This window comes from Magnetococcus sp. PR-3, assembly GCF_036689865.1.
Lineage (GTDB): Bacteria > Pseudomonadota > Magnetococcia > Magnetococcales > Magnetococcaceae > Magnetococcus.
Genome location: NZ_JBAHUQ010000018.1, coordinates 34,470 through 54,940 on the forward strand (window position 1 = coordinate 34,470; position 20,471 = coordinate 54,940).

Genomic DNA, 20,471 nt, shown 5'->3' on the forward strand with positions numbered 1-20,471 from the left:
AAATATTTTTTAGGTCACATGTTTGTGCTGTAGTGGCGTCTCTTCCAATCCGATTAAAATCTAAGAGTCTGTTCCGGTTTATGGCGCCTGTGCTTGGGGCGTGATTTTTATGTAAGTTATGGTAAGAAAGTTCACTGGATGAAAAGCTTAACCCATAAACTGGTTTTCTTTTTTAGTGTTTTAGTGGTGGTTATCGCCATCATTTCAGGCTGGTTTTCTCATCAACAGATTCAGCAACTTTTGGTTGAGCGTGCGTTTGACGATTTGACGTTGCAGATGCATGGTAAGGTTCGTGGTTTTACACGGGGGTATGAGGAGTCTACCAATGAGGTGCTGTTCTTAGCATCCGCACCCGCCGTTCGGGGCATGCTGCGTGCCAAAAAAGCCCATGGTGCAGATCCTCTGGATGGCAGTCGTGAGCAGGTTTTACGTATCCGTCTGGCCAAATTGTTCCAAGAGTTCATGTTGCGTCATCCAGACACCTTTCAGATCCGTCTGATCGGTTCTTCTCCGGAAGGAAAAGAGTGGGTCCGGGTGGAGATGCAAGAGAAACAGCCGGTTGTTATTCCCCAAAATCAGCTGCAATCCAAAGGGCATCGAGACTACGTCAAACAGACGTTGGCGCTTAAGCAGGGACAGATCCATTTTTCATCCCTTGATCTTAACCGTGAGCATGGCAAGGTCGTCAAACCTCACATGCCTACCTTGCGGATCGCCACTCCGGTTTACTATGACGGTCAATCTGAAGCGCTTTTAGTCATTAATAAACATGTAGGTCCAGCGCTGGATCAGTTCAGCCGTGATTTCCCCTGGCAAGGTCAGCTGTATCTGGTTGAGCCAGACCAGCTCAGCTATTTGTACCATCCAGATAAAGCGAAGCAGTTTGGTAAAGAGCTTGGTCACTCTTGGCGTCTTGGGAGTGAGTTTTCAGAATGGGCAAAAAACATCTCATCGCTACAGACCGTTATGGATGGCGATCGTGTCAGCTCTTTTGAAGAGGGAGATAAACTGACCCATATGTCCTGGTTTGAGCTGGGCAAGGGGCAGGAGTTAGGGCTTATCTACTCGGTTTCTCGTGAGCAGATTTTGGGACCCTTCCAGGAGATGCCGCGGCGCAATCTTTTTGTGACTTTGGGTTTGATGATGTTAGCGATGGTTGGTGTGGTGCTGTTTGCCCGCTCTGTCACCAGCCCGTTACGCCACCTTGCTGAAGTGATGTTCCACTATGGTCAAGGAGAGTCCCGCCCGCTGAAGTTATCCCCTCGGGGTGACGAAGTGGGGCGGATGGCGGAAACTTTTGTCGAGATGCGGCGTGGTATTGAAGCCCGTACACAAGCGTTGGAAGAGGAAGAAAAGCGCCTAAACTCAGTTTTTGATTCAGCTGTTGATGGAATTTTGATCATTAACAGTCAAGGGGTGGTTGAGCGCTATAATCAAGGTGCCGTCAAGCTGTTTGGCTATGAATCTGAAGAGGTGTTGGGGCAGAATGTTTCCATACTGATGGGGGCGCAGTTAGCTGCAGAGCATGATGGGTATATTCTGCGCTTTTTAAGAGAAGGTGGCGATCGTGTTGTGGGGAGTAGCCGCGAAGTCGAAGCTTGCAATAAACAAGGTGAGGCCCTGCCTATTCAGCTCTCTGTCAGCCATTTTCGCTATGGTGGTGAAGACTTTTTCACCGGTATTTGCCACGATCTGCGCCAGCAATACTGGCTGCAAGCCGCGCTTAAAAAGGCCAATGAGCATTTAGAGCAGGAAGTCGCAGAACGTACCGCCGACTTGACCCAGGCAAACCAAGCCCTTACCCAGGAGTCCTCTGAACACCAAGGTACCCAAGCCAAACTGTTTTTGGTTAATCAGATCATTGCTAAAGCCAGACAGGCCATCGTCATTACCAATGCTGATAACAAGATAATGGATGTAAACCCTGCCTATGAAGAGTTGACAGGGTTTAGTAAAGCTCAGGTGTTGGGGCAGGATCCTGCTGTCGGTAAATCGGGCCGGCATGATGCCGCTTTTTATGGGCGCATGTGGCAAGGTCTGGTTGATCATAACCATTGGGAAGGTGAGGTTTGGGATCGCCGTTCTGATGGTTCGATCTACCCGAAGTATTTAAGCATAGACCGTATCTTGGATAATGAAGGAACGGTGCTGAACTATGTTGCGATGTTCCAAGATCTGACGGAACAAAAAGCAACAGAGGAGGAGCTCGAGCGGCTCTCTCACTACGATCAATTAACCGGATTACCCAACCGGGCTCTTTTCCGAAACCGTTTAGAGCACGAGTTTATGGTGGCAGATCGCCATGATAAAAGTGTGGCACTGGTACTGATTAATCTGGACCGCTTTAAGCAAATTAACGACTCCTTTGGCTTTACTGTTGGGGATAAGCTGCTGGCTGAAGTGGCCAAACGCTTAGAGCAGTTGGTGCGCAAAACGGATTTGATTGCGCGTCGAGAGAACCGGCAAGAGCGTGACTCTGACACCATCTCAAGACTGGGGGGGGATGAGTTCTCCATTATTTTAGCCGAACTGCGTGCGGCTGAAGATGCAGCGATTGTGGCGCGTCGTACCGTTGCTTTATTGGAGGAGCCTTATGAGATTGAAGGGCAAGAGGTGTTTTTGGGGGGGAGTCTAGGGATCTCTATCTATCCTCAAAATGCGGAGAGTCTGAACGGAATGATCCAATGTGCGGAACGGGCATTGGGTAAGGCAAAAGAGGGTGGGCGTGGCACCTTCCGTTTTTATTCAGAAGAGATGAACCGGCACAGTGCGGAACAGGTCCGTTTAGAGACAGAATTACGACGGGCTGTTCATGAAGAGAAGTTTAAGCTCTTTTATCAACCAAAGTTGGAGCTTGCGACAGGGCGGGTTGAAGGGATAGAGGCACTCATTCGCTGGCCCCACTCTGACGGTGGTATGGTCTCTCCCGCAGAGTTCATTCCCCTAACGGAGGAGACTGGTTTAATTGTTCCACTGGGGCGCTGGATCTTACAACAAGCATGTGCGGATGCCGTCGCGCTTAATAAACATCGAGAGCATCCACTCCGTGTGGCCGTTAATCTATCGGCCAAGCAGTTCCAGCAAGAGGACTTAGCTCAGGTTGTGTTGCGGGTTATGGATGAAACAGGGATTGATGCCGCGCAATTGGAGCTTGAAGTAACCGAGAGCATGGTGATGGGGAATGTGGATGAAGCCATCAATACCATGAGTATTTTAAAAGGTTTGGGCTTGACTCTTTCCATCGATGACTTTGGAACAGGTTACTCTTCCCTCTCTTACCTAAAGCGCTTCCCGGTGGATGCACTTAAAGTGGATCAATCTTTTGTGCGAGATCTGGAAGTTGATTCAGAAGATGCTGCCATTGTTCATGCGGTCTGCAACTTGGGTGAAAGTTTGGGTATGAAAGTGGTTGCTGAAGGGATTGAGACGCAGCAACAGATGGACTTTCTAAAACAGTTGAACTGTGAGACAGGACAAGGGTTCTTTATTGCCAAGCCTATGCCTATTGAGGCTTTGAAAGAGTTCCTTAAGCGTTATGAGGAAGGTGCCGCTTGAGGTGTTGTTGGTAGTTTGGGTAGTGTGAGCGAAATCACGGCCGCGGCCAGTAAGAACAGTGTGGATACCCACAAACACCCCTGTAGACCTTTTTCCAGATAAACCCACCCAGAGAGCACGGTGCCAGCCAGCCGTCCACCGGCATTGGCCATATAGTAAAAACCCACATTCATCGCTACTTTATCGTGGTCGGCATAGGCCAAAATCAGGTAGGAGTGTAGGGCAGAGTTGATGGCAAAAACGGCACCAAATAGGATCAACCCAATGGTGATGGTTGTGGTAGCCGACCAGCCTTGTTCCATGCCTCCTACAATAATGGCGGGTAGCAGTGCCAGTATGGCAACCCAAACCAGGGCACTCTTTGGCCCAGGGTGGCTACTGTTGATCAATTTTGGGGCCAGTGCTTGTACCAGGCCATATCCGATGACCCATAAGGCCATAAAGCCCCCAACCTCTGTATGATGCCAATCCAAAACCTGGGTTAAATAAACGGGCAGGGCCACGACAAACCAAACATCTCGAGAGCCAAACAGAAAAAAGCGGGCGGCAGAAAGTCGGTTAATGGCCGGTTTGTTGGAAAATACTTGGCTAAATTTGGCTTTTGTTTTAGCAATGCCCATCTCATGTGGCAGTAGCCACCATGTCAGCAAGAGTACCAACAGTAAGCTGGTTGCCAAGGTGATCAAGCTACCTCGAAAAGCCAACTGTTCCAACAGCAGTGCCCCAAGAAAAAACCCCGCTCCTTTTAAGGCATTTTTAGAGCCTGTTAACAGAGCAACCCACTTAAACAGAGTGCTCTGTTTGTCATCTTGGACAATGGTTTTAACAGAGGCCTTGGCTGACATTTTGTTGAGATCTTTGGCAATGCCAGATAGTGCTTGGGCAGCCATGACATAAGGAACCGTCAGCCAGCTTTCTGAGACAGTGAGCATGGCCAGTGCGATGACCTGCATGGCCATACCCATGTGCATGGTTTTGTTTAAGCCAATACGTGCGGCCAGCCAGCCACCAACAAGATTGGTGACAATGCCAAAAAACTCATAGAACAAAAAAAGACTGGCGATCTCCAGTGTGCTGTAACCCAGGCTATGAAAATGCAAAACCACCAACATACGGATGGCACCATCGGTCAGGGTAAACGCCCAGTAACCGCCGGTGATAACCAGATAGTTGCGAATGGAAGGGGACATGGTGGCTTGCCTGTTACAGTTGATCGTTTTTAATGGGGGCAACGCGGATGTATGAAAAACACAGCGCTTTGTTTGGTTGATGATGGAGGTAGGCCATCTTAACCTTCATACCTACGTTCAAGGTACGCATATCTTAAAAAGAGTCTGAACCACATCATCATGGGTAGGGCGGGCCGCAAAAGGGTGCGGCCCTCTACACGTATGATTGGAAAACCGAGTGATTAGAGATCCTGAGCCATTTTATGGGCCAGTTCCATCATGCGATTAACGTAGCCCCACTCGTTATCATACCAAGCCAAAACCTTAAGTTGAGTCCCGTTGATAACCATGGTGGAAGGGGCATCAATAATGGATGAGCGGGCATCATTCAAATAATCCACAGAGACTAAAGGCCGCTCTTCATAGCCTAAGATATCCTTTAGATAGCTCTCCGAGGCCTCTTTAAACAGGGCGTTAATCTCAGCTTCAGTGACATCCCGAGACATCTCAAAAACACAATCGGTTAAGGATGCGTTTAAGAGCGGAACACGAACGGCCAAGCCATTAAGTTTGCCGGTGAGTTCCGGGAAAATTTTGGTGATCGCTTTGGCAGAGCCCGTGCTGGTGGGGATTAAGGAGTTGCCACACGCGCGGGCACGGCGCAGGTCCTTATGCCCTTTATCAATGATGGTCTGTGTATTGGTAATGTCATGGATGGTGGTCATGGTACCATGACGAATACCCACTTTTTCATGCAGCACTTTAACCACAGGTGCCAAGCAGTTGGTTGTACAAGAGGCCGCGGTAACAAGGTGGTGTTGATCTGCCTTGTACAGATGGTCGTTAATGCCATAAACCAGGTTGAGCGCACCTTCTGTTGGTGCTGCCACCAATACTTTTTTGACCCCTTGCTCAAAATAGGCCTGCAGGGATTCAGGTTTTTTATGATGCTTCCCGGTCGCTTCGATTACAAGATCGCAGCCTGACCAATCCGCGCCTTCAATCGTTGCAGACTGGCTGTAGGGGATGGATTGTTCCCCAATGCAAATAGTCTGACCCTCTGCTGTGCACGTATGTGTCCATGTACCATGTACGGAGTCAAACTGGAGGAGGTGTGCTGAGCCTGTGGCATCGGTACTGATTTCATTGATATGGCCCCATTTTACCTCAGGCATATCCCAACCCGCACGCAGGCCCAAACGCCCCATACGACCAAAGCCATTGATACCAATGGTAATGCTCATGATCTTCCCCTTGTTAACCCATTCATAATTATAATTAAAAACAGGTCGTTATATCGATGTCATTTGCTGTTTAGGGTGTGGCTTTGACCAGAGATAAGGTGTCTGCCCTGCCACTATGCTTAAGTTGCCATATCTTTATCACGGCATGGTAGGCGTGATCACAACCGTAGAAAGTGTATACCAAAGTATACGTATACGCAACTATACTTGAAGTGGGTGGAAGGATTGACCAACAGGCATGAAAAAGGGCGAACGAAGTCCGTGAGCCACCCATATAGAGATGGTTGTCACCTTCTTTGTTCACCCTCTTAAAAAATAGGTGTCTCTAGCCGATCTTTTGTGTGTTAGGCAAAAGCAGGAATCTCTTGGGGGCGTTTAGGACGTTTATCCATGCCCCCCAGCCGGCTGCGATCTTGATCCAGCAAGCTCTGGCCATTACAGCCATGGTGGGCCGCTTGCAGCATCTCTACGGCCCAACGAGGCAGCTCTGGGTGCAGGCTGTAGAAGATCCACTGACCATTGCGGCGACTGGCGACTACGCCATTTTGGCGCAGAAGGGCCAAGTTGCGCGAGATCTTAGGCTGGATTGCATCGACAGCATGGCTAAGTTCACAGACGCAAAGTTCACCTTCGGTCAAGAGCAGAAGCAGGCAGCGGAAACGGGTTTCATCTACCAGTGATTTTAAAAAAAGCTGAGGTGTTAGCATGGACGCGACATCTTACATTAGGTTAAGGCGGTTGCCAGTGGAACAAGGCCTATTATAGGCAGGTTGACGCAGATGAAAACCGTCCTATTTTTGATGCCCCCTATCATAGAGAGTTGATAATGATGGATTTTTCTGGGTGATAATGGGGGTGTTCCATGCATAATTATGATCAGATAATGGGCTTTAAAGGGTTTGTAACTTGCCACTTATGCAGGCACAATGTCTCTATGTAGGCAAAAGCTTAAGCGGCGAAAAAATCGGTGCTTTTAGAAATGAATTGCGTATTTTTACGGAACTAATGGCGTGCCAAAGGGTGGCTGTATGGCTTCTGTTCGAACTCAAGTGATCGTACTGCATGGTTTGCTTATTCTATGCATTCTTCTGCTTGCCTTTTTTCTCTTACAAATGAGTGATCAGGTACGATTACGTTGGAAAGCTCTGGAGCAGCAGACAACACCGGTTGTTCTGGAGATCTATACCCTTAGGGCGTCAGGGGAGACCTTGTTCGGGGCAACTAATCGCTTGATGTTACTGAAACATGTGTTAAGTAAACGTATTCGTAATGAGATTGAACGTCAGGAACATATGGGGCGTGTCGATCATGAAACTGAAGAGCTGCAGGAGGCACATCAATATTTTATTGATGCCTTAGGACGCTATGCTGCCTTAGTTCATCGTTTTTTCCCCGATGAGCAATCCTTACTGGAAGAGGTGCAGAAGCAAGGTGTTAAGCTGGTCTCCATTTCACAAGCACTCTTAATGCTCTCTATCGATGAGCGTGAATCAAAAAAAATATTGGCCTTGGATGATCGGTTTGAGGTGGTGCGGCATCAGTTTGTCCATGCTATTGATCAAGTGATGGAGCATGAGCAGCACGAGCTGACGGAGCGCGATGCGAGTTTAAGCCGCTATATTGACTCTATGAGTCTACAAATGCTGCTTGTTGTGTCGGGTTTGATCCTGGTTTTTTTGATGGCAACCTGGATCTTGATTCAACGTATTGTCATACCTGTTAAGCAGCTGAGTGAAGCCGCAAAAGAGGTGGCAAAGGGTTCATTTGAGGTTGTTTTGCCCCGTGGATATTATGGGGAGCTTGGGCAGCTGTCGGATGCTTTTTCCTATATGGTTGATATGCGGCGCCAAGCAGAGCAAGAGCTTATTGCGGCTAAAAAACAAGCCGATCATGCCAGTGAAGCCAAGTCCAACTTTCTGGCGGCTATGAGTCATGAAATCCGTACACCGATGAATGTCGTGGTCGGGATGGGCGATCTGCTTCAAGAGAGTGGTATTAATGCGGAGCAGCTGCGTTATGTCAAAATGATGCAGCGTTCGGGTGGCGCGCTGTTGGAGTTGATTGATACCATCTTGGATTTAAGCCGTATCGAAGCTGGCGAGATGGCGCTTAACCATGTGCCATTCAACCCCGTTGAGCTCTTTAATGAAACTTTGGATTATCTCTCGGTAGCCTCTTCAGAGAAGGGGCTGGAAATAAACCGTGATTTTGCTCCGGATATTCCTCAATGGTGTGTGGGGGATGGGCCGAGAATTCGACAGGTGTTGGTTAACTTAGTGGGTAATGCCATTAAATTTACGGCGCATGGGTCGATCACTGTTGTCTTACGACAGTCTGAAGAACAGAAACTGCTTCTAACCGTAGAAGATACAGGGCCAGGTATTGAGCAGGATAGGCAAGAGGCCGTATTTCAGCGGTTTACCCAAGAAGATGGTAGCATTGCCCGCCGCCATGGTGGCAGTGGTCTGGGGTTGGCGATCTGCCGCGAACTCTTAGAGGCCATGGAAGGTTCTATTACGCTAAAGAGTATACCCGGAGAGGGGAGCTGTTTTAATTGTATCATCCCGGCCCCCACGGTTTTAGCCCCTGTTCAAGATCACATAGAGGTTTCAGATACTGAGGGTACGCCAAAGCAAGGACGTATTCTTTTGGTGGATGATTCTGAAGATAACCGTCTGCTTGTAGAGAACTATTTAAAACGTACAGATTATCCGTTAGAGATGGTTGTGAATGGTCAGGAGGCGGTTGATCGGGTGAAGGAGAAGGCGCCTGATTATTACAGTTTGATCTTAATGGATCTGCAAATGCCGGTTTTGGATGGCTACTCTGCAACACGTGCTATTCGTCGTTGGCAGTCACAAGCGCAGTATCCCGCCATTCCTATTTTGGCTTTAAGTGCCCATGCTTTGGTTGGGGATGAACAGCTAAGTCTGGAAGCTGGTTGTAATGCCCACCTAACCAAGCCCATTAAAAAGCAGAAATTGTTAGAGATGATTGAGCGCTATTTAGAGATGAGTGTATCCTCCGCTAAAGAGGGGTCATCTGTGCCATAAACTCGATAAAGTGTTGGGGGGCAGGGGCGATAAAAGAGTGCGGAACCTCCCCTTGCAACAGAATACGGCGGGCATGAAGGTGCATGTCTGGACCATCTCTGTGAGCACCTCCATAAATGGGGTCACCCACAATAGGGCACCCCATTGCAGCACAATGCACCCTCAGTTGATGGGTGCGCCCGTTACAGGGCATAAGTGCCAGTAAACTCTGTTGGTTAAAGTAACCCAGTTCCTGAAAAAGCGTACGGCCCATTTTACCTGATGACCTTACTTTCACTCGAGGTCGGCCAGGCCAGCCAACATCTTTAAGAGGGAGTTCGATCATCCCTTGCGTATGCATGGGTCGGTTTTGCACCACAGCCCAGTACAGTTTTTCAACCAACCCCTCCCCAAACAGATTGCTTAGGGTCCGACGCACCCCTTTGCTGCGGCCTAAAATAAGACATCCACTGGTAGCCGCATCCAAACGATGAACCGCTGCAGGGTTTTTGCGTGCGCCAAATCGCAGTAATGGCAGATAGTCAGCTAATGTCTCACCCCCACCAGGGCCAGGGTAGATCGGCATGCGGTTGGGTTTGTTAATCACCAGCAGGTTTGGGTCGAGATATAAAATCTGATCATGCAGGGTTGCTTCACTAAACCGGTTCATTAGCGTGGTTTTAACACGCCCCACTGCAGCAAGCGCTGTTGGGCGTGTTGGGCATAAGCCCCCTGGCGAGTGGTACGAAGATAGTCCAGATAGTAGCGTGATGCGGAACGTTTTTGGTTCATATCATCTAAGGCTTGAGCATGCAAAAAGAGCGTTTGTGGATTACCCGGTAGGCGCTGTTCATAGGCTTGTAGATCGCTACGTGCGGCAGCAGGATTACCCTGGGTTAAGTTGACAATAGCTGCTACATGAAGGGCTTGTGCCTCTTGGGGATAGGCCTGTTTGGCCAAGTCGGCAAAATGTTTAGCATCTTGTTTGTTGCCTTTGGCCAGTTGTACTTTGGCCATTTTAAGAAGGGCCGTATAGTCATCTTCATCTTTTTTAAGGGCAGACCTTAAATAGCGCTCTGCTGTTTTTACCTGCTTTTTCCCTAAGGCTTCATCGGCCTTTTGAATCAGCTCAATGGTTTGCCTTTGGGCACGGACTGAGGCGGTGTGGTCCATATAACGGGTGCGGTGCAAGGGGGCATCGCCATGGGTGCGATAACTGTTTGTAAATCGGCGCTTGGCTGTTGCCATGCGTGCCCGGCTCATGGGGTGGGTTGAGAACATCGTTTCCAGAGCATTGGGTTTATGCTTGGACTTTTCACTCAGAAGCTCCATTAGGCCAACCATGCCTTCAGGGTTATGCCCACTGCGTGCCATATATTGCATGCCCAGTGCGTCTGCCTGACGTTCGTCATCTCGGCTATAACTGGCCAGCAAAGCCTTAGAAGCAATCCCGCCCAGTGAACTCACCAGCATACCTGCTGTTTTGTTGTAGTGGCTGCTGGCCATGCCAGCTCCGGCCAGTGCCAGCTTGGTAAAAAGGCTGCGGGTCTGACGCTGAGCCGCATGGCGTGCGTTAACATGTCCCAGTTCATGGCCTAAAAGTCCGGCCAGTTCAGACTCATTTTCCATCTCTAGAAGAATCCCCCGTGTGATGGCCATGCTGCCTGCGGGGAATGTGTAGGCGTTAACGTGGGTGGCATTAACGGCACGGTAATTATAGGGCACTTTGGGGCGGTGTGTGGTGCTGGCCATGGCCCCACCCACTTCGGCGATATAGTGGTTTAATGCCTTATTTTGGATCGAGCCATAATCATTAGAAAATTGCTGAGGTGCATGTTTTCGATCAAGCGCCAACTCTTGCGATTCGCTCATCAACATCAGTTGTTTTTCGCCGGTGACAGGATTAACGGAACAGCCGCTGAGTAGGGGCGGTGTCGCTATTCCCGCTGTGGTCATTGCCATGAGTTGCATGGCTTTACGTCGGCTATAGAGGTGTTGACGGCTGGACATCTGTTTGCTCCTCATGATCGCACGCTGGACATTGAGTCAGGCTATTCTAACGGGTTTGCTGAGATAGGAGAAGCATCAACACGGCTGCTGTATCTCATGTTTGGGTGACGCATACAGTGCAGGGGGTTGCGGTAAAATAGGGGGGGATAACGCAGGGTGGTGTAGGGCTGGTGCAGGTTGTGCCATACCTCTTTAGGATTCAGAGGTTCTAACAGCTCCATAGCTTGGTCACAACATTCATCTCACGATGGATGGCCCACAATCTGTTGGTACCTATTCATCGTTATTCATGATCTCTCCCGCTACTCTGTCGCAAAGCCACGATACCTTTATGATTATGAAAGGGTCGTTGTGTTCGTTTGCGGTTATGAAGCCACCAAGAAAGACGTGTGTTCTAGGTTGGCTGAATTGGGCTAAAACCATGCTGTCTTTGAGTCTGCTGGGTTTAAATAAGGGGGCATGGTGTGTAAGCGCTAACCACGTGTCGTGATGATCTACCTATAAGGGGGGCACCGACAGCAAGACCACCTAGTAAATTATGGTCTATCATAGGGTTGCATTGGTGATAATCATCTGGCTTCTTCTGAAAATAGAGGTGGAGAAACGGCTTGTTTTTATACCCATAGATGAACGATTGAGATGGAAGGCTAGACACATGTGTTTATGCGAGATGTCTTGAGCATTAACAGGCCAAGTTTCTAGGGGGGGATCTTGGGGTAGAGCAGGGGTGTGACGGTAAGGAATTGATAAAGAAGGGGGGGCGGGTCACCGATTGGTGACCCGCCTTAACAACGCTTAGTGACTGGCTAATGCACGGTTGATGCTACATAAAACAGCTTCCAATGCAGAGCGGCTACTGTCGGTATGTACGCCAACACCAAAAATAGGGTCTGATCCATCAATGGTAATCTGTACAAAACTCACGGCTTCAGAATCCCGGCCTGCAGTTCGGGCATGCTGGTGGTAGTCATGAATGCGGATAGCATGACCATAGCTGGCTTCCAAGGCGTTGACCAAGGCACTCATGGGCCCTGTACCTTGTGCCTGTAAGGTTTGTGTTTGCTGATCATGGGTAAGGTCAACATGGAGATGATGAACTTCCTCAGACTCTTCCCGATGTTCGACCTGTCCCAATTGATAGGGGGTCTCTTGCATGACAAAGTTTTGGAAGAACGCACGCTCGATCTCTTCAGGTTCAAGCTCACGGCCCATTTCATCAGCCATGCTCTGCACCACGCGGCTGAACTCAACCTGCATGGATTTAGGCATATGGATGCCACAACGCTCCTCCATAACAAAAGCCATACCCCCTTTGCCCGATTGACTATTGATACGGATAACCGGTTCGTAGTGGCGTCCAAGATCTTCTGGATCAATGGGCAAGTAGGGAACCGTCCATTGACTGGCTTGTTCCTCTTTATGGATATGTAATCCTTTGCGGATAGCATCTTGGTGGCTGCCAGAAAAGGCTGTAAAGACCAGCTCTCCCGCATAAGGTTGACGCGGGGGTACATCCATACCGGTGCAGCTTTCGCTGGTTTGGATGATGTTAGGCATGTCGGAAAAATCCAATTCTGGATCGATCCCTTGGCTATGCAGGTTCATGGCAACAGCTACAATATCGGTGTTACCTGTGCGTTCCCCATTACCAAACAAGGTGCCCTCTACACGACCTGCACCCGCTAACATGGCCAGCTCGGTGGCCGCCACGGCTGTGCCACGGTCATTGTGGGCATGCAGGCTGATGACCACACTATCTGGATCCTTAAGGTGGTTACGTACCCACTCGATTTGATCGGCATAGATGTTGGGTGTCGACATCTCTACCGTGGCGGGAAGGTTAAGGATTAACGGATTATCAGGTGTCGGTTGCCATGCATCCTGGACCGCTTCACTAATGCGCAAGGCAAAATCCAACTCTGTGCCGGTGAAGCTCTCTGGAGAAAACTCCAACACTATCTCTGTATCCGAGCAGCGTTGAGCGTGCTCTTTGATCATGCGGGTACCTTCGACAGCAACATCTATAATCTCTTGCTGGCTTTTATTGAACACAACCCGACGCTGCAACGTTGAGGTGGGGGTGTAGAGATGCACAATGGCCCGTTTGGCGCCCTGGAGAGCCTCAAAAGTACGCTCAATCAAATGGGCACGGGACTGCACCAACATCTGTACGGTGACATCGTCCGGAATGGCGTTTTGTTCAATTAAATCCCGCAAAAACTGGAAATCGTCCCGTGAGGCTGAGGGAAAACCAATTTCAATTTCCTTAAAGCCAATCTTCACCAACAAATCAAACATGCGTCGTTTGGCCTCTGGTCCCATAGGGTTGGCCAAGGCTTGGTTACCATCACGCAAATCGACGCTGCACCAAGTTGGTGCCTGTTGCAGGGTGCGTGTGGGCCACTGACGGTTGGGGAGATCAATAGGGGGGTAAGCTGTATATTTATTAAAGGGCATGGTCATGGTGCTGCTCCTAAAATGTTCATTCACCAAGTGGTGTTTTATCCGATTTATGGCCCAGTTCTGGGCGTCGCGTAAAGTTGAGGCCGTGCGTAAACTACGCTAGTCGCGGGCCTAGCTGATTTGGGGTTAGACGCAAATCGGAATAAAAACGGATGCACATGGTGTTCACCTTGCCCTCCTGTTGGCAGGTTTTTGTAACGCATTGGGGGTGTACCATTTTAGGTAGGTACCGACCTTGGGGTGATGCGTGCGTATCTGCCTTACGGCAGCAGCAGGGGTAGGCCGTGGCGCCATAGTAGGGCGGGCCTGGGGGAGTTCGCTTGAGAAGCGATATATGCGTAGATGTGTGACATCATCACAAGCTTCTTAAAAAAAGAATACGAAAACGGTCTACATACCCTAAAAGGGATGGTGTGATTTTGTAAAGCAAAAAACATGCTAAAGCTTGTTTTTTGTAGGGGGGTTAGCCTTGGTAGCTTATGTGGCCTAGATCAGGGGGTGGGGCTAACGGATGCTGAGGAAGCGGGCTAAGGAAGACCCATGTCGCAAGCTGCAGTGAGCTTGAGAGGAGGAGGATAACCAGCGTATGGAGAATTAACCGATTATTGTCCGTTGTTTGTATAAGGGGGGGTGCCCATGACGCTTTTGGGGGTGGGGAGGTGTTAAAAGAAGTCATGTTTGTGCTCCTGTTTAGGGTCAACATAGGCTGCTTAACACACAGGATGCGGGATGATTGAGTCAGTACCGGTATCGTTAAGGCTGCAAAAGTAAGGGTGTTTTTTTTATGTATCATGCCAATATGTTTCAGGTTCGTCTTATTAAAAATTTTGATCTTTCATGACTGTATGAACAGAGCACTCTTAATTACTTCAGCTTGGTTCATGAAAGATGCAAAACCTTTTTTTACGCTAGAGCCTCTTACCTGTAAGCAGGTATGATCTGCATGGCTTTTCTTCTTGTTAAGGGTGGGGTGCTTATGGATGTTTTATCCTCTTTTCATCATCAAGTTGCTGGGGAAAACACCCAAAACCGTTGGGTGTTTTTACATGGTTTGATGGGGTCAGGTAATAACTGGCGCAAAATTGTGCGTGCCCTGCAGTCAGATCGGCAGATTTTAACCTATGATCAGCGTGGGCATGGGCGCTCATTTAAACCAAGGGATGGTTATGCGTTGGAAGATTATGCCGAAGATCTTAAGGCGCTGCTGGATGCCTTAGATTGGCAGAAAATCGTTTTGGTCGGGCACAGTCTGGGAGGGCGGGTCGCCATGACCTTTGCGCATCTCTATCCTGAACGACTACAAGGCTTAGTGATCGTGGATATTGGTCCAGGTGGCCATAGTGGGGCAGCTGATCGGACAGTACAGTTGTTGGAGATGGTCCCTACTCCTTTTGAGAGTAAAGAGGCCGCTAAACTCTATTTTGAGACGGAGTTTCCACATCAGGCTTTAGCCGCTGGCTGGGAAAAGGTTGAAACCTTGGGTCCCTATCTCTATTCCAACTTAATTGAACACGCATCGGGGGAGGCTGATTGGCGCTTCTATAAGCCCGGTATTGTGGCCAGTGTTGCCCGGTCTACAGATCGTGCCCGTTGGGATCAAATTGAAGCGTTAAACCGGCCGACCTTGCTGATGCGTGGGCAGAGTTCACGCTACCTGCCACGTGATACGTTTGATGCTATGGTCGCCTGTAACCCGTGTATTGAAGGGGTTGAGATCTCTGCGGCCGACCATTGGGTGCATGCCGATCAGCCTGAGCAATTTGTGGCACAGCTACAGCGGTTTAATCAGCAACTCCAGGGTGGCTAAAGGCTACGCATCCAGGTGGGTCTCAGCATTTCTGTATGATCCAAAGCCTGATGAATCTGAGCCAGTAACTTTTCGCGATGGTCCGGCAGGTTGCCTGCAAGAGCTAAAGCGTTGGAGGCATGGTTGGAGCGAAAGATCAAGCGTCTGGGGGGAGCGGTGATCCCTTCTAAAAGCAAGGCAAGCTCTTTCAAGATTGCGGTATCTTCTTGAAAGTTAAAGGGGGTTTTAAAGCTATTCAAAAACTGTTGTTCCACCGCAGGGTCGAGATGTAGCTGCAATGTAGAGAGGTAGTTCAGAGGAGCTTGATTAATCAGCTCTGCTGTATGGGTTATATGCTGTTGCCAACGTTGTGATCCGCCCAGGCCAAGAATGACTGTGGCCGAAACCTTCATGCCCGCCTCATGCGCCTTCCATAACCCACGCACCATGCTTTGGGGCGAGGTCCCTTTCTGAATAATCTTGAGAATTTCTGTATCACCACTTTCAATACCGTAATAGAGCAGGTTTAATTTTTTGTCCGCTAATCGTGTGAGTTCCTCAACACTTTTTTTGCTTAAATTTGAAGGTAGTGCATAGCTGCTAACCCGCTGTAAGCGGGGGAAACGTAAGATTAAATGATCGAGAATATGTTCTAAATGGTCTGTCGGCAGAACCAGGGCATCCCCATCGGCTAAAAAAATACGGCGGGCATCTGTCCAATCTAAAGCTGCTTGGTCGATCTCAGCGAGCATGTGATCCAGCGGTTTGGCCCGGAATGTTTTGTGGTGGTACATGCTGCAAAATGTACAGCGATTGTAACTGCAACCAATGGTGGCCTGCAAAATCAGGTTATCCCCTTCTGAAGGGGGACGGTACAACGGCTGTTCATAACTAAGCATGGTGGGGCATCTTTAATCGCTCAGAGGTGGTGTTTCAAGGAGAGGTAAATTAATCCGGAATTGAGCGCCATGTGTGGTTGGCTCCTCACAGACGATGGTCCCTTCCAGACGGCCAGTAATGAGGTTAAAGACAATGTGCATGCCTAAACCGCTACCACCCCGATTCCGCTGGGTGGTGAAAAAGGGCTCAAAAATCTTCTGTCGTGCTATCGGGTCAATGCCGCACCCATTATCCCGATAGAGCAGCTGAAGCATCATGCCTTGTTGTGAAATCTCAATATCAATCAACCCAGACTGATTGGTTTGTTGCACAAAGCCATGCACAATGGAATTTTGAATAAGGTTGGTGAATATTTGTGCGTAAGCGCCTGGAAAGCTATTAAGTTCCAGCTGCTCAGGGCAGGTGAGTTGGATCTGTACCTGTGCACTTTTTAGTTGGTGCTGCAGGCTGGTGGTGACGGCCTCAATATGCTGTTTTAATTTAAAATGACGGCGTTCTTCGCTGGATTGATCCACCGAAACCATTTTAAAACTACGTACCAAGGTAGCCGCGCGTTGCATGCTCTCCTGAATGAGTCGACTAAAGCCATCCACTGTATTCAAATAGTCTTCGAGCTCTTCTTGGCTGATGCCCTCTTTCTGCAGCAGCTGCTTAAATTGGCGGGTGGTATCCGCCAGCTCAGAAGATGCAGTTACACCAATGCCTACCGGGGTGTTTACCTCATGGGCGACACCTGCAACCATCTCACCAAGGGAGACCAGTTTTTCCTGTTGCAGCATTAAACTTTGCAAAGAGAGACGTTTAAGGGCTGTCGCAATTACCCGTGCTGTTGATTGAAGAAAATCAATCGTTTCTATGCGGTTGGCCCCGTGTTGTTCTGCCATAAGAATGATGACGCCGGACATGCCACCCTCAACCAAAACTGGTACGGCGTAAAATTCAAGAATATCGGATGTTTCATCTGAACGTAGGGGCTGTTGTAAACGGTCAAAGCGTACTTTTCCGTCACTCAGTACTTTATGGCATATGCACGGCTGCTCTTCATCCATCCGGCACATATCTGTCAAAGGCTGCGGGAAATCAACCGCGCAACGCAGCTCAAGGTGGCGCTTTTCAGGATGAATAAGGAAAAAGCCACCTTGGTGGGCGAGACCTAAAAAGGGTTGGGCAAGCAAGGTCTCTAGGCAGACCTCCATTAATTCCTGAATGGTATTTGCCGAGAAAGAGCGCTCAAGTAAGGTGTTTAGGGCTGAACGGATGGTGACTTCAGAGAGGAGTCGTTGCTCACTTTGGGTCAAACTTTCGGTCCGAGTTTTAACCCGCTCTTCCAACCGGTCTTGTGCCATGCGCAACTTTTGGTTGGCTTGCTGTACCGCGACCGAGGCCAAATGCTCTTCGGTCATGGCCTCTTCCAGCTTGATGGCCATGGTATTCAAACTTTGACCAAGGCGACCGATTTCATCCTGGGTATCGCTTTCTATGCGGGTGTTTAGGTTGCCTTGTCCTAAGGATTCTGCACTACCGACCAACTGGCTGAGCCGCATAGAGGTGCTGCGTGATGTGAGCCAGATGATCAACCAGGAGAGTAGTGCCATGAAAATACTCACCACAAATGTGGTGAAAAAACTGTCTTGTTCTAGATTAAGAGCTTCTTCAAAGCCCCCTGCCATATGGCCCTCTTCCAGATGAGCCAGGTTCATCGTCTGTTGGTTGACAGCCTCCAATGCAGGCCCTGTCTCATCTTCCAAAAGGCGCAGCGCCTGCTCTTTTTCAAAGTCAGCGCTCAGATCCAACACCCGGGCCAGAGAGGTTAAATACCACTGGTAGGCATTACGCATTTTTTCCAGATTAATCTCATGAGCTGGGTGGGTATTGGAAACGGTGTACTCAAGGTCCAAAAGCATCTTTTGTAACTTCTGGGTATTGGTGTCCAGAGACATTTCCAACTGAGCCATCTTAGTGGCGCTTTCACTGGTGAGATGCTTGAGTAGTGAAAGGTGCATGCGGGTAATGCGCATTTGAAGTTGTTCAACCGCAATAACGGTATGAACTTCATCGGCATAGAGGCCTTTAAGTCGTGTTTGAGCTTCTTCTAGCCCCATGAGAGCATGGACCGTGTTGCCAAACCATAGGGTGATGACCAACAACATGGGGGCTAAAAGTTGCCAATAGAGCGGAAGATTCCGGTAGGATTTTAGGCCAGTCATGGAGATTCCGGGTGCAGAGGGATGAATCCAAATTTGGTCATGACTGCTTGTGCAGTTTGGCTCTGCAAAAAGGTGATGAAGCGCTTTGCCTCACTCTTGTTGCGGCTTTGTGTCAGTATGGCACCATGATAGCGAATAGGGGTGTGACGCTCCGCAGAGATGGAATGTATCTCTTTATGGTGTTTGCTTAAGTTGGTTGAAAACAGGATGCCCACTGTGCCTTCGGATGATTCCGCCAAATCATCAGCCAGCAGAGTAATATGCTTTCGGGTGATAACTTTGGCGCGAACCTGGTTCCAAATACCACTCTGTTTTAAGGCCTGCTTGGCATACCGTCCAAAAGGTGCTGTGCTGGGGTCACCAATTAAAATGGTATGGATTTTTGGTGAATCCAGATCCTCAAGGGTGTTCAGTTCGATGCGATCTTTTTGGGATGAGGCAACGACGAGGCGGTTACTCCACGGTATATGCCGGGTTGCCGGGGTCACCAGTTGCTGTGACACCATAAAGTCCATCCATTTTTTGTTGGCCGATAGATAGTAGTCAGCATGAATGGCATCCCCATCCAAGCCTTTTGCCAACCGCCCTGAAGATTTGCACAGGATCGTAATGGGGTGTTGGGGTGAATAGTGGCTGGAGAGAGCGTGAAAAAGATTGCAAGTAGAGTTGGCCACCGCAAGTGTAAGGGGTTCAGCAGGTGCCGAAAAGGGATAGGCGGTTATGAGAATCCATATGAGGACCCATAGTGGTTTGCTTCCCTTCATTGCTCTACTCCCCCTCGCCACGGAGGCTGTGCGCCTAAAGTGATATCTGTCATGAACTGATCATAGCCCATTGTGCAGAGGGTGTGAATGAGAATGTCAGGGTTGTTTGATCTCAGAGCTTGGTCGGAACACCAACCATGCAAAAGCAAAGTGAACGCCTTGATCCTTTTGTGAGAGCCGTTGACCACGAAGAGGCCCAGAAACAGCTTGTCCTAAGAGATTCCAGTGGGAGCGTGTCTGCTTATCTAAAATCTCCCCCTGGTGCTGGATAAAATCTAAGGTGCCGTGATCTTTTAGGCGACGATCATAGGCTGCCGCTTGTAAAATTTCGCGACCTTGGTGGATTTTACCGGCATCCAGCGCAGAGAGTGTGCCCATACGGCTGAAAATTACCAAGGGTGTTTCCTGAAATTGATCCTGAAAAAGGGGGTGTTCTTGAAGGAATTGAAAAGGGTAGATGCGGTGCATCTGTTGTCCGTCACTTAAGCCAAGAACCCGCTCCATGGCTGGCAGTCTAGGGTCGGCATCGCCTTCTAACAGAAAGGGATCGTTGCCGATCCGGTCATAGCCTCGGTATGGGTTATGGCCATATTGACGAGAATGACCAGTCTGGCGAGAGAGCACTTTGCCTTCAGGGTGTGCTTTATAAAAATGGGCAAAGCTGATAATGGGGCTAGGCAGCGTGTGCAGTTGTGTCCCTGTATGGGTGCCGACAATTCCAGTACCTGTAAATTGCTGCCACCAACTATGGGTTTGGCGATCGTACATCACCATATCACTGTGTCGCAGCAGGCCACTGACACCAAAATCATAGACCTTATTCTTAAGGGTGCGTTTAAAACTCATGGCCGCATTACATAACGGACAGAAGGTGACCATAACCGGCTGGCCTTGCACCACGTCATTGACGATTTCATGCCAGATTAAAATTTGTAGAGGGTAGGCTCGGGCATCATCACCCAGCACCAGGGCAATGACGGGTTCTTTGTCATGCAGCCACTGACGGGCTTGGTCGGGGGATACAAAGTGGGGGTGGTCGATGGCTGGAATACCATCTTTACCGGGGCCGCCAGATTGAATTTGTGCAAGGTCTACGTTTTTTTTTGAAAAATCTGTCTGTGACCAGTCAGCGCCGAACGGGCTACCCCAAAGGGGGTGTGTCAGTAGTGTCAAGAATAGAGTTAAGAGCTGAGCTAAGCGTTTCATCTTATCCTCCCCACCTATAGATCCGATTACTGTTTTGAACCTTTTAGTCGATGAATGGTTCACACCTACATGGGGAAGATGATCTGTAAAAGCGTCTTTTAAAGGCTAAATACCGGTTAATTCCCCCATTTAGGG

13 protein-coding genes are annotated in these 20,471 nt (G+C 49.1%); 3 read left to right on the forward strand and 10 right to left on the reverse strand.

Annotation, left to right across the window (positions count from 1 at the left end; genetic code table 11):
- Window positions 1–138: 138 nt before the first annotated feature.
- Entirely contained in the window at window positions 139–3,555 is a 3,417-nt protein-coding gene (locus V5T57_RS11630) for a bifunctional diguanylate cyclase/phosphodiesterase (RefSeq protein ID WP_332891388.1), read from the forward strand.
- Here V5T57_RS11630 and arsJ read toward each other — a convergent pair.
- From arsJ to V5T57_RS11645, 3 genes are all read right to left on the reverse strand, one after another.
- On the reverse strand, window positions 3,534–4,745 hold the full coding sequence (arsJ, locus tag V5T57_RS11635; protein ID WP_332891389.1) for an organoarsenical effux MFS transporter ArsJ: 1,212 nt from the start codon (window positions 4,743–4,745) through the stop codon (window positions 3,534–3,536). The two genes, V5T57_RS11630 and arsJ, sit on opposite strands and share 22 nt — an antisense overlap.
- 221 nt (window positions 4,746–4,966) lie before the next feature.
- Window positions 4,967–5,968 carry an ArsJ-associated glyceraldehyde-3-phosphate dehydrogenase gene (locus tag V5T57_RS11640; protein WP_332891390.1) on the reverse strand — a complete coding sequence of 334 codons (1,002 nt, stop codon included), beginning with the start codon at window positions 5,966–5,968 and terminating at the stop codon, window positions 4,967–4,969.
- Between the two features lie 344 nt (window positions 5,969–6,312).
- Window positions 6,313–6,675 (reverse strand): metalloregulator ArsR/SmtB family transcription factor, encoded by a 363-nt coding sequence (locus V5T57_RS11645; protein ID WP_332891391.1) that lies wholly within the window; start codon window positions 6,673–6,675, stop codon window positions 6,313–6,315.
- A 321-nt stretch (window positions 6,676–6,996) separates the two neighbouring features.
- On the opposite strand from V5T57_RS11645, the gene V5T57_RS11650 reads away from it, so the two are divergent.
- A complete protein-coding gene (locus V5T57_RS11650; RefSeq protein ID WP_332891392.1) occupies window positions 6,997–9,021 on the forward strand; it encodes an ATP-binding protein in 2,025 nt (674 codons plus the stop codon).
- Here V5T57_RS11650 and V5T57_RS11655 read toward each other — a convergent pair.
- The 3 genes from V5T57_RS11655 to leuA all read right to left on the reverse strand — a co-directional run bounded on the left by V5T57_RS11655 (window position 8,996) and on the right by leuA (window position 13,473).
- Window positions 8,996–9,670: a pseudouridine synthase family protein gene (locus V5T57_RS11655; protein WP_332891393.1), complete on the reverse strand. Its 675-nt coding sequence runs from the start codon at window positions 9,668–9,670 to the stop codon at window positions 8,996–8,998. The two genes, V5T57_RS11650 and V5T57_RS11655, sit on opposite strands and share 26 nt — an antisense overlap.
- Entirely contained in the window at window positions 9,670–11,010 is a 1,341-nt protein-coding gene (locus V5T57_RS11660; RefSeq protein ID WP_332891394.1) for a M48 family metalloprotease, read from the reverse strand. Before V5T57_RS11660 ends, V5T57_RS11655 begins: the two co-directional genes overlap by 1 nt.
- Window positions 11,011–11,805: 795 nt before the next feature.
- A complete protein-coding gene (leuA, locus tag V5T57_RS11665; protein WP_332891395.1) occupies window positions 11,806–13,473 on the reverse strand; it encodes a 2-isopropylmalate synthase in 1,668 nt (555 codons plus the stop codon).
- A gap of 943 nt (window positions 13,474–14,416) precedes the next feature.
- On the opposite strand from leuA, the gene V5T57_RS11670 reads away from it, so the two are divergent.
- Window positions 14,417–15,280, forward strand: coding sequence for an alpha/beta fold hydrolase (locus V5T57_RS11670; protein WP_332891396.1), 864 nt, complete (start codon window positions 14,417–14,419; stop codon window positions 15,278–15,280).
- Here the strand turns inward: V5T57_RS11670 and V5T57_RS11675 are convergent.
- The 4 genes from V5T57_RS11675 to V5T57_RS11690 all read right to left on the reverse strand — a co-directional run bounded on the left by V5T57_RS11675 (window position 15,277) and on the right by V5T57_RS11690 (window position 20,336).
- Window positions 15,277–16,158 (reverse strand): radical SAM protein, encoded by an 882-nt coding sequence (locus tag V5T57_RS11675; RefSeq protein ID WP_332891397.1) that lies wholly within the window; start codon window positions 16,156–16,158, stop codon window positions 15,277–15,279. The genes V5T57_RS11670 and V5T57_RS11675 overlap by 4 nt on opposite strands.
- A gap of 12 nt (window positions 16,159–16,170) precedes the next feature.
- On the reverse strand, window positions 16,171–18,366 hold the full coding sequence (locus tag V5T57_RS11680; protein WP_332891398.1) for a sensor histidine kinase: 2,196 nt from the start codon (window positions 18,364–18,366) through the stop codon (window positions 16,171–16,173).
- Window positions 18,363–19,130, reverse strand: a complete 768-nt coding sequence (gene modA, locus V5T57_RS11685; RefSeq protein WP_332891399.1) for a molybdate ABC transporter substrate-binding protein — start codon at window positions 19,128–19,130, stop codon at window positions 18,363–18,365. Before modA ends, V5T57_RS11680 begins: the two co-directional genes overlap by 4 nt.
- A 96-nt stretch (window positions 19,131–19,226) precedes the next feature.
- Window positions 19,227–20,336, reverse strand: coding sequence for a DUF3179 domain-containing protein (locus tag V5T57_RS11690; RefSeq protein ID WP_332891400.1), 1,110 nt, complete (start codon window positions 20,334–20,336; stop codon window positions 19,227–19,229).
- Window positions 20,337–20,471: the final 135 nt, after the last annotated feature.

Excerpts from the sequence above, each read along its gene's own strand:
- modA (WP_332891399.1), bottom strand. The coding sequence starts at position 19,130 with ATGAAGGGAAGCAAACCACTATGGGTCCTCATATGGATTCTCATAACC.
- V5T57_RS11655 (WP_332891393.1), bottom strand. The coding sequence starts at position 9,670 with ATGAACCGGTTTAGTGAAGCAACCCTGCATGATCAGATTTTATATCTC.
- V5T57_RS11640 (WP_332891390.1), bottom strand. The coding sequence starts at position 5,968 with ATGAGCATTACCATTGGTATCAATGGCTTTGGTCGTATGGGGCGTTTG.
- V5T57_RS11660 (WP_332891394.1), bottom strand. The coding sequence starts at position 11,010 with ATGTCCAGCCGTCAACACCTCTATAGCCGACGTAAAGCCATGCAACTC.
- V5T57_RS11670 (WP_332891396.1), top strand. The coding sequence starts at position 14,417 with ATGGCTTTTCTTCTTGTTAAGGGTGGGGTGCTTATGGATGTTTTATCC.
- V5T57_RS11680 (WP_332891398.1), bottom strand. The coding sequence starts at position 18,366 with ATGACTGGCCTAAAATCCTACCGGAATCTTCCGCTCTATTGGCAACTT.
- V5T57_RS11645 (WP_332891391.1), bottom strand. The coding sequence starts at position 6,675 with ATGCTAACACCTCAGCTTTTTTTAAAATCACTGGTAGATGAAACCCGT.
- leuA (WP_332891395.1), bottom strand. The coding sequence starts at position 13,473 with ATGACCATGCCCTTTAATAAATATACAGCTTACCCCCCTATTGATCTC.
- V5T57_RS11690 (WP_332891400.1), bottom strand. The coding sequence starts at position 20,336 with ATGAAACGCTTAGCTCAGCTCTTAACTCTATTCTTGACACTACTGACA.
- arsJ (WP_332891389.1), bottom strand. The coding sequence starts at position 4,745 with ATGTCCCCTTCCATTCGCAACTATCTGGTTATCACCGGCGGTTACTGG.
- V5T57_RS11650 (WP_332891392.1), top strand. The coding sequence starts at position 6,997 with ATGGCTTCTGTTCGAACTCAAGTGATCGTACTGCATGGTTTGCTTATT.
- V5T57_RS11675 (WP_332891397.1), bottom strand. The coding sequence starts at position 16,158 with ATGCTTAGTTATGAACAGCCGTTGTACCGTCCCCCTTCAGAAGGGGAT.
- V5T57_RS11630 (WP_332891388.1), top strand. The coding sequence starts at position 139 with ATGAAAAGCTTAACCCATAAACTGGTTTTCTTTTTTAGTGTTTTAGTG.